Below are 13,945 nucleotides of genomic sequence, written 5' to 3'. Positions count from 1 at the left end.
TGATACAACCGATATTTCCTTGATTGACTCCGTTCATCATTGCCATAAATCCCGGACGATCGAACTGCGTCCCGCTGATTCCGTCATCGGTAAAATGAACGATGTTCTCCAAATGATTTTTCTTTGCGTATTCTTCCAAGATTTTCTTCTGATTCATGATAGAATTACTCTCACCTTGTAGTTCATCATCTCGGCTTAACCTTTCATACAAGGCGGTTATTTTCTCATAACTTCTCACGATTACCTCCTTTCACTCAAATTCTCCAATAAAAAAAGAATTAAGCAAAACATCTTTCACTCAAATAGTGATGAAGTGTTCTTCTTAATTCTATAACTCCTAAAACAGACTTATATTTTTAATTTTCATTATTATCCTGTTCTCTTTTTAAAATTTTAAGTTCTATTTTTTCTATCCTATTATCTTTTGTGGAAATTTCCTTTAGTGATACTTCATCTTTATAATTGATACTAAGTCCGACTTCACTATCCTCCGGTATAAATCCTAAAAGCTCAACCATAAGTCCTGAAAGTGTTTCGTGATTTTCAGAATATAATTCGGTTCCAAGCACTTCATTAATTTCATCAATTTCAATAGCTCCGTCTATTAAGTATAAATTTTCTGATATTTTTTCTATTTTTAAATCTTCCTTATCATATTCATCAGCTATATCACCAACTATTTCTTCAACTATGTCTTCTACTGTAACCATTCCTGAAAATCCGCCATATTCATCAATCAAAATGGCAACATAATTTTTTGTAGCCTGAAGTTCCTTTAAAAGCTGATCTACTTTTTTAGTTTCAGGTACAAAATATGGCTCTTTTATACAATTATCTATATTTATTTTTTTATAATTATTTTTTGAATACTCAGCAAATAAGTCTTTTATATATACAATTCCAATTATATTGTCAGCATTTTCTTTATATACCGGAACTCTAGAAAATCCTTTTTCTAAAATTTCATCTATTTTACAAGTTCCAAATTCTTCATAGTCAATCATGTATATTGAAGTTCTTGGTGTCATGATTTCATACGCCATTTTATCATCAAAATCCATTATCTTTACTATCATTTCTTCTCCGGCATGATTAATTACTCCTTGCTCCTGAGAAACTCTGATATAAGATTTAAGCTCTTCTTCAGATATTTTTTCTTCAACATCTTCTGAATACTTGCCAATCATTTTTAATACAAGTGTTGTAAATAAAGATAATAGCTTTACAAAAGGATATGCTATTTTTGAAACTACTCCTATAACTCCTGCAGATCTTAATGCTACCACTTCAGCATTTTGAAGAGCTATTCGTTTTGGAACAAGTTCTCCAAACACAAGTGTTATAAATGACAAAATTGTAGTAACAATTACAATAGCTGCCGTTGATGAATACGGTATGCTGAATGTTGAAAGCAACTCTCCAAAATCTTTAGAGATTGTAGTTGCTGCTGATGCCGATGAAAAAAATCCGGCTAAAGTAATTCCAACTTGAATTGTAGATAAAAATCTCGTTTGATCTTTTGTTACTTTTAAAAGAGTTCTAGCTTTAGAATTACCCTCATCTGCTAAAGTTTGTATCTTGTTCTTATTACAAGATACCATCGCCATTTCTGCTGATGCAAAAAATGAATTTACAAATGTTAAAAATCCTATCAACAAAATTTGAGGCACTATCGTGGGCCCGGCACTATCCATTAAAAATTCCTCCATATATATAAATTAATAACAATTATAACCCTTTTCTGTAATTTTTTCCATAAATAGAGTAAAAAACTTTAAAATTTATTCAATTGATGTATAATTAGGTTATTAATATATTAGGAGGCATTATGTTTTTCATATTAGGAATAAATCAAAAAAGAAAAATTCTTGATTATAACTCAAAACTATGTATTCACAAATGCGGAAAATATGAAAGAATTGAAGTTTTTATGATCTATACGGTATTATCATTATTTTTCATGCCCACTATTAAATGGAATAAAAAATATTATGTTAAATACTATTGCTGTAATGAAATTTATGAGCTTAATCCACAAATCGGAAAGCAATTGGAATATGGCAATAATGTCGAAATTAAAGAATGTGACTTAATCTATTATGGACATGAAAATGCTGTTAAAAAATGTTCAAACTGCGGTTATTCAACTGATGAGGATTTTCTATATTGTCCAAAATGCGGAAACAAAATATAATAAAAACACTTAAATGATTTTACATTTAAGTGTTTTTTGTTATTCTTTTATATTTTCATATATATCATTTCCATTAGGGCTAAGTGTCGGATAGCCTAAATATTTATTAAGTGCATCTCTAAGCTCATCACTTGTTATATGATCTAATATATCTGCTTGCTCATGAACTTTTTTAGGATCCATTTTTAAATTCACTGTCAAAAAATACTCCCAAATTCTATGCTTTGATAAGATTTTTTTTGCTTCCTCTATTCCTTTTTCTGATAGTGATATTTTATTTTTATCTAATCTTAACATGCCAAGTGTATTTAATTTTTTAATCATCTCACTTACCGATGGTCTTGATATGCTAAAATATTCAGAAATATCTTTATTAGTAGTATAGCCTTTCTCCTTAGAAAGCCTATATATTGCTTGCAAATAATCTTTTCTCGTTGAACTCAAATCATCACATCCCATAATCCGATTTTATTTTATCATATATTGTATAACCTTTTTCTGTCAATTTATACTCTGCATCTTTCTTGTCTATATATATAATTCCCTGCTCTATTAATTTTTTTGCATGTTTTTCTATTTCTTCCTGTTTCCACATCAAGTGATTCCTTATAGAATCAATTCCCAGTTCTTCATTCTCTCCTTCTTCCCCTATATGATTGCCTATATGCATAATCATAAGATCAAGTCTAAAATTCTGTTTGTTTTTCATTCTGAGAATTATAGAAGTTATAAGTCCATCTCTATTAAATAAAAATGTTAAAAAGAAAGTCAATCCTGCCATAGCAGCTGTCATACCGGACATAGATACATTAAAAATCATTGCAAATAAATACCCTAATATAGAATTTATCAAAGCATATATACATGATATAAGTATCATTTTTTTCAAATCTTTTGTTATTAAATAAGAAGATGCTCCCGGCGTTATCAAGAATGAAACTACAAGTATTGCACCTACTGCATCAAAGGCAACTACTGCCGTCATTGATGATAATGTCATTAGAACATAGAACAATATTGTTGAAGAAAAACCTGCTATTATTGCAAATTCACGATCAAATGTAGTAATCTTAAGTTCTTTAAAAAATATAATTATAAATGCCAAATTCACAATAAATAATATGGACATCTGAAAAAGTGCTTTAGGCATTGAATGCCCTAATACCACAACTCTATTTATGGGTGCCATTATTACCTCACCCATAAGTACTATATCAGTATCTAAGTGAACATTCCTTGCAAATTTAGTAATTAATATTACTGCAAGTGCAAAAAATAGCGGAAATACTATTCCGACCGCATCATCATTATCTACAAGGCCTGTTCCTGATAACATTTCGATTGCAAAAACAGTAAGTACTCCAAAAAGTGCCGCTCCTACAATTAAAAGTGGTGATGATACATCTTTTGTTATAAAAAATGCAATTACTATACCCAGAAGTACAGAGTGCGAAATAGCATCCGATACCATTGACAATTTTCTTAAAACCAAGAATGAGCCTATAAGTGCACATGTTACTGAAGTAATAGACAATACTAAAAGAGATTCATAGGAAATTAAAAAATAATGCCATAATCCACTTAACATATTCATTTATACTTCCTCCTCATTCTAAGATTTGCTATCATTCCATGCGGCCCTATAATCAGGGAAATAAAAGCAAATGTACTCATTATAAGTATGATAGTAGGTCCTGTACTCATTCCGTTATATGCCGTTGAAATATATGTCCCTATTAATGCAGAAACTCCACCTACAAATGATGCTATAACTAAAACTACATTAAACCTATTGCTCCATTGAAGTGCTGTTATTGCCGGAACTATTAACAAAGATGATATTAATATGGCTCCTACAAGCTTTAATCCTGTTGCTATCAAACTCATAGTCATAAAAAGTATAATTCCATATAAAAGTGTTGTGTTTAGCCCTATTGTCTTTGAATATATTTCATCAAACACAAAAATTTTTATTTCTTTATAAAATATAATTAAAAGTAATAATGCTGTTATAGCTACAAATAGAATTAATCTTATATCATCTTTCATTATATAAGCAGCCTGTCCGAAAATATAATTTTGAAGTCCTGATTGAGATGCACCTGCAAATTTAGGATTACCTTGTATATAACTTTTGAAAACCATGCCAAGTCCAAAAAAACTTGATAAAATAACCGCAAGTATTGCATCTAAATCAAGTTTTGAATTAGAATGTATAACCTGAATTAATACAAAGGCAACAGCTCCTGAAAATATCGCTCCAACCAAAAGTATTACAGGATCTCTTTGCATAAAAAGCATAAAGGCAAGTATAATCCCCGGAAAAGAAGAGTGTCCAATTGCATCTCCTATTAAAGATTGTCCCTTCAAAACTGTTATACAACCTATTGCTCCGGATGCCATAGCAAGTAAAAATGTGCCTATCGAAACTATTATAAAAGAATAGCTTGATAAAATTTCATGACTAAACATTTCTATCACCTATCATCATTGCTTTTTCTAAATTTTCTTTATTAAATACATCATTAACAAGACCTTGTGCTATAACTCTCTTATTTAGAATTACAACATGGTCAAAATACTCTTTTATAGTACTCAAATCATGATGCACAACTATTGAAGTCTTTCCCCTTTTTTGAGATTCTTTCAAAAATTCAATAATTACTTTTTCAGTTACTTTATCTACTCCCGCAAGAGGTTCATCCATAAAATATATTTGTGCATCCTGGGCAATTGCTCTTGCAACAAAAACCCTCTGTCTTTGTCCTCCGGAAAGTTGAGAAATTTGTCTATCTTTAAACTCTGACATACCTATAGTTTCAAGAGCTTTATATGCAATTTCATAATCTTTTTTTGACGGTCTTTTTATCCAACCGAGATGGACGTATCTTCCCATTAAGACAACATCCAATACCGTTGTGGGAAAATCCCAATTTACAGAACTTGCTTGAGGAATATATGCTATTTCTTTTTGAACATCTTTAAAAGGCTTTCCCATTATTAAAACTTCACCGGATAGTTTTTTTTGTAAACCTAAAATTCCTTTAAGTAATGTAGATTTTCCGGCTCCATTCGGTCCGATTATTGCCGTCCTTGAATTTTCCATTATATCTATATCATTATCCCAAAGTACAGGTTTATCATGGTATGCTATAGTTAAGTTCTCTACCTTTATAATTATTTTTTCCATATAATTCCTTTCTAAAATTGCAGAGTAGTTAACCTACTCTGCTATAATTATTACTTTAAATTGTCGACAATTAATTTTACATTATGCTTGTACATATCAATATAGGTGTCTCCATCTTGTCCTTCAGGAGCTAATGAATCTGAGAAAAGTTCATTTCCTTCTCCACTTACTACCTTTACTTCAAATCCCTTTGCCGCACAAGCTTCTTTTAATTTTTCCATTCTTGCAGGGTCTGTTGTTGATTCTGCAAAAATTGCCTTTACTTTATGATCTATTATAAAGTTTATTGTATCTTCAATATCTTTATTTGCAACCTCACTATCAGTACTTACTCCTTGTGGTGCTACTACTTCAATATTATATTTTCTTGAGAAATAATTGAAAGCATCATGAGGAGTTATCAAATATCTTCCATTCTCAGGAAGTTGTGCAAGCTCTTTAGTATTTTCTTCATCTAATTTTTCAAGTTCAGCTAAATACATTTCAGTATTTTTTTTAATCTTTTCTTGTTCTTCAGGAAGAAGTTCAATTAACTTTTCACTTGCATTTTTAGTTGCTTCTTTATATAAATCAATATCAAACCAGAAATGAGGATCTATAATTTGTTGTCCGTTTTCTTCCATAGTTCCTATTTTATCTTCAGAAAATGTTGATGCAACAGCATATCCTTTTTCTTCTAATACATCTTGCATTTTACCTTCAAAATGTAATCCATGATATAAAACTAAATCTGCATTAGTAATTTTTCCTAAATCTTGAGGTTTAGCAATATATAAATGCGGATCTTCTCCGGCAGGAATAATTAACTGTCTTTCTACACTATCCCCTGCAAGCTGTCCTACCATATCATATAAAAATGATGTTGTTACAGTTACCACTTTTTTATCTGACACTTGTTCTTGCTTTGTATCATTTTTTTCAGGCATATTTGTTGTCGCAGAATTATTCCCTTTTCCACATCCAACAAGTACCAATAATAAGCTCAAAATTAATAATGATTTCTTCAATTTTTTATGTCCTCCTTATATTTCCAAAATTAGGTATACCTTATTTATTATTATAGTATAACTATCTGTATTAATTTTGTCAATGATAATATTTATCAATTATTGATTATTTTTATAGTATAATATGAACAAATTCCTTTTGAAAAAATACCTTGTGCAAAAATATTATAATCAATATAAGACTTTTCTCTCCTCCAACCATCATACAATTCTATAAATTTAATTTTCATATTCTTAAATTTAAATATTTTATATCCGGTTACTGTGACAGTATGATTATGATATTCCCCAAATGCAATATTCATAACAAGCGGTCTATTCTCATCTATTTCCTTTTTTACAGGCTTGTAAAAATTCCCGAAGTAATGTCCTCTACTAATAGTATTAACTTTAAAAAAAGTAAAATAATCTCTCAAAATATCATCTACCTTAGTTGAAAATATCCCAATTTTTTCATTATAATTATATTTTTGGGCAAGAGTATATATCTGCTTAAAGATCTCACTTTCATCTTTAGGTAAAATGCTTATCCTATCAGCATAGTATTTTATAACTCGTGTAGATGCAACTAATGAACAGTTTTTTTCAGAACTCTCAAAATCATTTTGAATAAAGTTTTCAAGCTCTAAAGATTTTTCAGATATAAGCCTTGCTCCATTATAATTTTTTAATATATATCCATATAAATAGTCTATTACTTCATATTGTTTGACTTTATTTTTCATAATAACACCTCAGGTTTCTTATACCCAATTTTGCATAACCTTTGTTTTTTAAAAATTCAATTTGCTTTTTCACATAAATATTTCCAGTATTTCTTAGGCATATTGGACTGCATCAACTTTTTATTTTTTCTTTCTTCAATACATACACTTTTATAAAATAACTTCCAAGCTTCTCTAAAAAATTTTTCTCTTTCAGTATCTGAAATCTTTAAATCGGTAACATAAAATGTATTTAAATTACCTTTATCTGAAATCACACATTTTTTTCTTAAAACATCATGTATCATAAATTTTTCGTTTGGCATTCTCTTTTTAAAATGTACACTTAAAATTTCAAGTATGTCATTTTTCGGTTCAAACTCCGCAAATAAAAACTCTTCCTGAACCTCTCTAAATCTAAGCAAGCCTTGATATCTATGTATTTCTCTATAAACCGATTTTATAATTTTGTTAAATTCAACTACATTTTCATTTGCACTATTTAAAAAATTAATTCCGTTTTTGTAAACACCTTTAACGGTCCTTGCTATAATATTTTCTTTGTTTACAGTATCAGATAAATAGCAAATATATATTTCTATAAAAAATCTGTATGAAAATTTTTGTATTATGGATTTTTTAACTCTATTTGAAACACAAGTATCACTTATTACTACTGCTTCATCTTCAAAAAAATTAACTTGATTCGATTTTTTCACTATATTTACCGTATCTATTATTTTGTAAGCGTCAAACAGAGTACATAGAAGACCTTCAAAGCTTCCGTCATAAATATAATTCATAGCTACACATCCCAAATACTGATTTGTTTAAAGTTATCGCTATCGGAAAGGCTCATATAATCTTTCAAAGATTCTTTTGTGGAATAATTTATTCCTCTATAAACGCCTTTAACAGTGATAAAATTTTTAGCTCTCTTCGTAGAAATTTTAAGTGTTCTTAAATCATCATATCCAAGAGCGGAATAAGCTCTGGCTTTTATAATTCTCTTTGCATAACTTGGTCCGAATCCCGGAATTTTTAAAAGTTCTTCATAAGTGGCACTATTTATTTCCATCGGAAAAATTTCGATATTATCAATAGCCCAATTCGCCTTCGGATCTATCCTTAAATCAAAAAATGGATTTGATTTTTTAAGTATATCATTGGATTTAAATCCATAGAATCGCATCAAAAAATCAGCTTGATAAATTCTATGTTCTCTAAGTAGCGAAGATTGTTCTATTCCTTCTGTATACTTTGACTTTATAACCGGTACATAGCTTGAATAATACACTCTCTTCAGTTCAAAACTATTATATAATTCCTCAGCTCTATTTATTATAGCTAAATCATCTTCTCTACTTGCTCCGACTATCATTTGAGTAGTTTGTCCGGCAGGTACAAATAACGGAGCATTTCTAAATTTTTTTCTGTCATATCTATTCTCAAAAATATTATTTTTTATACTATTCATTGGTAAAAATATCTTTTCATAAGACTTTTGAGGAGCAAGAAGTGCAAGAGATTTGCTTGTAGGAAGTTCAATATTAACACTAATTCTGTCAACTAAAAGTCCAAGCCTTTTTATCAAATCTTCATTTGCCCCGGGAATTGCCTTTATATGAATATAGCCGTTAAAATTTTGTTCTATCCTTAAAATTTCTGCAACTTCAATCAACTTTTCCATAGTATAATCCGGACTTTTAACTATCCCGCTTGATAGAAACAGACCTTCTATATAATTTCTCTTATAGAAATTGATTGTAATATCCGCAATTTCACGAGGTGTAAATTCCACTCTTAAAGTATCATTGGAAGCTCTGTTAACACAATATTCACAATTATAAATGCACTTATTAGTAAGTAAAATTTTAAGTAGCGAAATACATCTTCCATCTTCACTCCAGCTATGACAAATTCCACATGACTTTACATCTCCAAGTCCTCCCTTATTCTTTCTGTCTGAATTACTTGACGAACAGCTGACATCATATTTTGCGGCATCACTTAATATTTTTAGTTTTTCTGTTAATTCCATAATATCACCAATAAAATTTTATCATAGGAACATATGTTTGTAAACTTATGTTCTGTTTTTTATATTTATAACTATTTAAGTTCCAATATAAATATTTATCAGTGTAACTATGAAAAAAATTCTTCACTTTCAAACCTTAAAATCTTATATTTTTCTACCTAATTTCCCGAATCTTATACAAGTATTATGTTTATAGGTATATACTGAAGTATTAAAATAAGCCATGCTCCATATGGGCATAGCTTTTATTTTGTCATATAAGATGTATAATCCAATTATTATAAATTTATGAATTTTTATGATTACTGATTTGATAATACAATATTAACAATACTTCAATCACCATTTTAATTTTCTACTAAATAAAAACTTTTACTAATTAATTCCTTAATTATATTCAAATCGGTATTTCTATTTAAAAGAATAGTTATCCAATGTTTTTTGTTCATATGATATGCCGGAAAATACTGCTTATTATCTATCAATTTTTTCACTTCATCAGGTTCTAATTTAATATTTAAAACATCTACATTTTCATTTTTCTTAATCCCCAAGTAGCTACCGGGAATAATCATAAATACTCCATACCATTTTTTGCTTAAATTTGTTTTCAACGTACAATAACTATCATAATTATCCCACGGTTTTTCAGGAACGGTTCCAAATTCAGCCATAACATATCTAAGAAGTTCTTTACGCACACTAATACTGTCAAAACACAAATCAACAATTTCATCTATTAACAGATCAACTTCAAATCTAATTTTAGATACAAATTCACCTGAAGCATTATATATTTCAAAAGGTAAATATTTTATCATATCAGGTTTTTCTAAAATTGTAACCTTAAATTGTTTGTCCCAAATTTCAAATTTTGCCAAAAATCCACCAATGCCTATTTCTTTCTGCAATAGATAATGATTATTTTCTTTTTTAAATCCATATTTTAACGCCATACTTTGATTAAATATATTATCCTTAAAAATTGAATTATATAACATAAATTAATCCTCCACATGTAAGTATCCTGCTACAAACTTATTTTTCTAAATATTATATATTTTATGTTTACCCATTTTAATATAAGGAATATTGAAGGTTCTTTATATCAAGTTTTAATAGATAAATAAAAATAAACTCCTATCACATGGATAAGAGCTATCAAACACTTTGTAATAATTCTTCGTATATTGTAATAATTTCATCAGGAATTTTAAAACTGTATAGCTGACCTTCATTCACTGTAAATAAAAATAAAATTCCAAGACCCGTAAATTTTTTAAGATTTATATATACATTTTCATCCGAATAATCGACCGCACCTTGATAAAATTCATTAAATGACTTATGCTCTGCAACACTGAAATTTATTATCTTATTTCTGAATTGTGTAAGTATTGCAAATTTAAGTGAATCTATCAATTTATTTCTCTGAATTGTTCCATCTAAATTATAGTTTTTTGCGAGAAGATTTAAATAATCATCTTGTAATATTTCAAGTATTTCATTAAGAGTATTTAATTTCGGATGTTCTATTGTTTCTATATTAAAAAATTCCCTTACAAAATTTCCCATAAAATCCCCTACATTATTCCCGTAAAGTTTACACCATATTCATCTAATATATCTTCTAAACCTGATTTTATTTCTCTTCTTGTAAAATCAAATTTTTTCAATTCATCATTGTCATATTCATTAAGTCTTTTATAAAATAAAAGTCCTATCTTTAAAAATTTCATGTCAGATAAATTTATACTGTCAAATAAATAATCCTCCGCTTCATTTATTTTTCCATTATTTATAAGATTAATAAGCTTTTCATAAACTAAATCATTTTCATTGTTTTGCTTTTCGTATTCTAAATTTTCACTTTCAAATACTATCTTATTAACCATTTTTATCATTTCATTTATTTGTTTTAAGAAAAGATCATTTGTTATCATTATTCCATAACTCCAATTTCTCTATAATACTTTGCCGCTCCATCCGCTATAGGTAAATTTGCAATGTCATTTACTGCTTCTTTCACTGTAACATCTTTTAATCCCTTATTTTTTTCCTTTAGCATATCTATATTTTCCCAAAATACCTTTGTCATATTGTATACTGTTTCTTCAGGTATGTCTGTTGTTGTATACAAAACCATTTTTATTGCAGATGTATTTATATCTTCCGTTTGATTTCTATATGTTCCCGCCGGAATTATATAACTTGCATACCATGGTTTATTTTTATTTAATACATCTATTATTTCTTGATCTACCGACAATAATTTAGCATCCATCGATGATGTCATCTCTGTAACAGATGCAGTAGGTGCTGCTGCCATTATCCAAACTCCGTCAAGTTTTTTATTTCTCATCATATCTGCACTTTCAGCAGGTGCAACTCTTTGAATATTTACATCTTCAATTGGAATTTTATAAGCCTCAAGATGAAGATTCGTTTCTCCCTCTGTTGTGCTTCCCGGAGCTCCGGCTGAAAAATTTTTCCCTTTTAAATCCGATATTGAATTTATTCCTGAATCGCTTCTTACTACTATTTGATTTGGATTTAAATATAAACCTGCTATTATTCTGAGCTTTTTATTTTCTCTGCCCTCAAAAACACCCTCTCCATGGTATGACTGATATACTATTGAACTTACACCAAGACTAACCTGTGCATCTCCATCATATACCAAATTAAGATTATCTACTCCTCCATTTGATGCTTGCGCTGTCGCTTTTACTCCGGCTTTTTCACTCCACAAATCTGCTATTGAAAACCCGAGAGGATATAATGCACCTGTTGTTGATGCTGTGGGTATATTAATTGCCATCTGTTCATTTTTTGAACAAGATGTAATTGTAAAAATACTAAGTGTCAATAATAATATAATTAATGATTTCTTCAATCTCTAAACCTTCTTTCCCAATAATAAATTACTAAAATACCTATAATTCCAATAATATCCGAATAAATTCCAACATCTATCAGCAATATTCCAAGTATAAACAATGTAATTCTCGTATAAATTTTCATTTTTCTATAAAAATATCCTTCTGCAGATGCAGCTATTGCACCTATTCCTATTATTGCTCCGATTACAACTCTTATTGTAAGCAATAAATCATTTGTCTGCAATAATAAAACATCATTATTTATAAAGAAAAATGGAATTATAAAACCGCTTATCCCAAGTTTAACGGCAATAAGGGATGTCTTTACCATATCCGACTTTGCTATTGAACTTGCAACATAAGAACTTATTGCAACCGGCGGTGTTATATTTGAAAGACAGGCATATACAAGACAAAAAAGATGCGCTGATATCGGATTTGCTCCAAGGCTAATCATTATCGGTACTGCAACTGAAACTACTATTACATATGCTGCAACTCCGGGAACTCCCATACCAAGTATTACACTCATTACCATTACCATAAAAGAACCCATATATAAATTTGTATCTTTTACAATTTTTAAAATCAAATTGCCAAAATTTAATCCAAGTCCGCTAAGAGATACGGATCCTATTATAAGTCCTATAAGCACACATGCAATTCCAACATTTATTGCAGATAATGCTCCTTCTTTTGCAGCCTCTACTATCTTTTGAAGATCCATTCTGGTTGCTGATTTTATTGAGCTTACCACTATTGTTACAAAAATAGAAAATACCGCGCATTCTATTGGGCTATATCCTATTGCCATCATAATAAGCAAAACTATTATCGGCGCAAATAAATATACTCTTTCTCTTAAAACTTTTGATAATATTACTTCCTCATCCGCCGACTTAAGTCCAAGTTTTTTCGCCTCAAGGTGTACAGAAAATATAAGCATAAAATAATATAAAAATGCCGGTAAAATTGCACTTATCATTACCTTGCTGTATGGTATTTGTAAAAATTCCGCCATTACAAATGCAGCTGCACCCATAATGGGAGGACAAAACTGCCCTCCGGTTGATGAAGCTGCTTCAACCGCCGCGGCAAAATTTTTGTCATATCCGCACTGTTTCATCATCGGAATTGTAATCGTGCCTGTTGTTGCCACATTCGCTATTGCAGATCCGTTTATCATTCCCATAAATGCAGATGCTATTACAGCAACTTTTGCAGGCCCTCCTGGACTTTTTCCGACAAGTGCAAGTGAAAAATCATTTATAAAATTTGAAAATCCACTGTGTTTTAAAAAACTCCCAAATAAAACAAATAAAAATATATATGTCGCACTTACTCCGACTCCTATGCCAAAAATTCCCTGTGTTCCCCAGAACATGAAGTTTAAAACTCTCTTATATGAAAATCCGCTATGAGATAACGGTCCCGTAATAAATTTTCCCCAATATAAATAGCTTACAAAAAACAGTGCAAGTAGTGTCAAATTTTTATTTGTTTTTAATCCTGTAACAATTATAACTATAAACCCGAGAGTTGCTATAATTAAGTCAATTTTATTTGTATAGCCGCCTCTTTCTGAAATTAACGAATAATTACAAATTACATAACCAAACACAAAAATACTTATAGCTACAAACAACAGCTTTATATATTTTTTTTCATTTCCATACAGTAAATTTGCAAATAATACCAAAAAAATAATATGGATACATCTTAGTACCATATCGTCTACATAAATAAAGGTATTAATTAAAATTTGAATAATTACCCATAATACTAAAAGCGAAGATATAAATATTCCATCTCTATTAAATTTTCTATCAGTTAACATTTTATCTCCCCTTAAAACACTACATTTATCACATATATTATAACTCAAATTCTCATAATAACTATATTTTTTTCTTTATAAAACAAAAAA

16 protein-coding genes are annotated in these 13,945 nt (G+C 29.3%); 1 reads left to right on the top strand and 15 read right to left on the bottom strand.

Going from position 1 to position 13,945, the window contains the following annotated elements; all coding sequences use genetic code 11:
• Both HMPREF0629_RS02215 and HMPREF0629_RS02210 read right to left on the bottom strand, forming a co-directional pair.
• Positions 1 to 238 (bottom strand): recombinase family protein (locus HMPREF0629_RS02215; RefSeq protein WP_009221746.1); only part of this gene is annotated, 238 nt, incomplete at its 3' end.
• Between the two features lie 118 nt (positions 239 to 356).
• Positions 357 to 1,709 (bottom strand): hemolysin family protein, encoded by a 1,353-nt coding sequence (locus tag HMPREF0629_RS02210; RefSeq protein ID WP_255263811.1) that lies wholly within the window; start codon positions 1,707 to 1,709, stop codon positions 357 to 359.
• A 119-nt stretch (positions 1,710 to 1,828) separates the two neighbouring features.
• Here HMPREF0629_RS02210 and HMPREF0629_RS02205 point away from each other — a divergent pair, with 119 nt between their 5' ends.
• Entirely contained in the window at positions 1,829 to 2,194 is a 366-nt protein-coding gene (locus HMPREF0629_RS02205) for a zinc ribbon domain-containing protein (protein WP_009221744.1), read from the top strand.
• A 39-nt stretch (positions 2,195 to 2,233) separates the two neighbouring features.
• Here the strand turns inward: HMPREF0629_RS02205 and HMPREF0629_RS02200 are convergent, their stop codons facing one another.
• The 13 genes from HMPREF0629_RS02200 to HMPREF0629_RS02140 form a co-directional block, all read right to left on the bottom strand.
• On the bottom strand, positions 2,234 to 2,653 hold the full coding sequence (locus HMPREF0629_RS02200) for a metal-dependent transcriptional regulator (protein WP_009221743.1): 420 nt from the start codon (positions 2,651 to 2,653) through the stop codon (positions 2,234 to 2,236).
• The gene (locus HMPREF0629_RS02195; RefSeq protein WP_321163014.1) at positions 2,643 to 3,788 is read right to left on the bottom strand and encodes a metal ABC transporter permease; all 1,146 of its coding nucleotides are present in this window, start codon (positions 3,786 to 3,788) and stop codon (positions 2,643 to 2,645) included. The genes HMPREF0629_RS02200 and HMPREF0629_RS02195 overlap by 11 nt, the downstream gene beginning before the upstream one ends.
• On the bottom strand, positions 3,785 to 4,666 hold the full coding sequence (locus HMPREF0629_RS02190; protein WP_039856476.1) for a metal ABC transporter permease: 882 nt from the start codon (positions 4,664 to 4,666) through the stop codon (positions 3,785 to 3,787). Before HMPREF0629_RS02190 ends, HMPREF0629_RS02195 begins: the two co-directional genes overlap by 4 nt.
• Positions 4,659 to 5,384, bottom strand: a complete 726-nt coding sequence (locus HMPREF0629_RS02185; RefSeq protein WP_009221740.1) for a metal ABC transporter ATP-binding protein — start codon at positions 5,382 to 5,384, stop codon at positions 4,659 to 4,661. Before HMPREF0629_RS02185 ends, HMPREF0629_RS02190 begins: the two co-directional genes overlap by 8 nt.
• A 50-nt stretch (positions 5,385 to 5,434) precedes the next feature.
• Positions 5,435 to 6,391 carry a metal ABC transporter solute-binding protein, Zn/Mn family gene (locus HMPREF0629_RS02180; RefSeq protein WP_036730567.1) on the bottom strand — a complete coding sequence of 319 codons (957 nt, stop codon included), beginning with the start codon at positions 6,389 to 6,391 and terminating at the stop codon, positions 5,435 to 5,437.
• Positions 6,392 to 6,486: 95 nt separating this feature from the next.
• Positions 6,487 to 7,116, bottom strand: a complete 630-nt coding sequence (locus HMPREF0629_RS02175) for a hypothetical protein (protein ID WP_009221738.1) — start codon at positions 7,114 to 7,116, stop codon at positions 6,487 to 6,489.
• A 56-nt stretch (positions 7,117 to 7,172) separates the two neighbouring features.
• Positions 7,173 to 7,898, bottom strand: coding sequence for a TIGR03915 family putative DNA repair protein (locus HMPREF0629_RS02170; RefSeq protein ID WP_039856473.1), 726 nt, complete (start codon positions 7,896 to 7,898; stop codon positions 7,173 to 7,175).
• 2 nt (positions 7,899 to 7,900) lie between these two features.
• Entirely contained in the window at positions 7,901 to 9,136 is a 1,236-nt protein-coding gene (locus tag HMPREF0629_RS02165; RefSeq protein WP_009221736.1) for a putative DNA modification/repair radical SAM protein, read from the bottom strand.
• A 347-nt stretch (positions 9,137 to 9,483) separates the two neighbouring features.
• On the bottom strand, positions 9,484 to 10,137 hold the full coding sequence (locus HMPREF0629_RS02160; protein ID WP_009221735.1) for an MmcQ/YjbR family DNA-binding protein: 654 nt from the start codon (positions 10,135 to 10,137) through the stop codon (positions 9,484 to 9,486).
• Between the two features lie 160 nt (positions 10,138 to 10,297).
• Entirely contained in the window at positions 10,298 to 10,711 is a 414-nt protein-coding gene (locus HMPREF0629_RS02155) for a hypothetical protein (protein ID WP_009221734.1), read from the bottom strand.
• A gap of 8 nt (positions 10,712 to 10,719) precedes the next feature.
• On the bottom strand, positions 10,720 to 11,079 hold the full coding sequence (locus tag HMPREF0629_RS02150; RefSeq protein ID WP_009221733.1) for a DUF6483 family protein: 360 nt from the start codon (positions 11,077 to 11,079) through the stop codon (positions 10,720 to 10,722).
• Positions 11,079 to 12,032, bottom strand: a complete 954-nt coding sequence (locus HMPREF0629_RS02145) for a TAXI family TRAP transporter solute-binding subunit (RefSeq protein ID WP_009221732.1) — start codon at positions 12,030 to 12,032, stop codon at positions 11,079 to 11,081. The genes HMPREF0629_RS02150 and HMPREF0629_RS02145 overlap by 1 nt, the downstream gene beginning before the upstream one ends.
• Entirely contained in the window at positions 12,029 to 13,855 is a 1,827-nt protein-coding gene (locus tag HMPREF0629_RS02140) for a TRAP transporter fused permease subunit (protein WP_009221731.1), read from the bottom strand. Before HMPREF0629_RS02140 ends, HMPREF0629_RS02145 begins: the two co-directional genes overlap by 4 nt.
• Positions 13,856 to 13,945: the final 90 nt, after the last annotated feature.

This window comes from Peptoniphilus sp. oral taxon 386 str. F0131, assembly GCF_000090945.1.
In the GTDB taxonomy this organism is placed as follows: domain Bacteria; phylum Bacillota; class Clostridia; order Tissierellales; family Peptoniphilaceae; genus Anaerosphaera; species Anaerosphaera mikwangii.
Note: the sequence above shows the minus strand (reverse complement) of the source record. Positions and strands in the feature narration are given on the sequence as shown.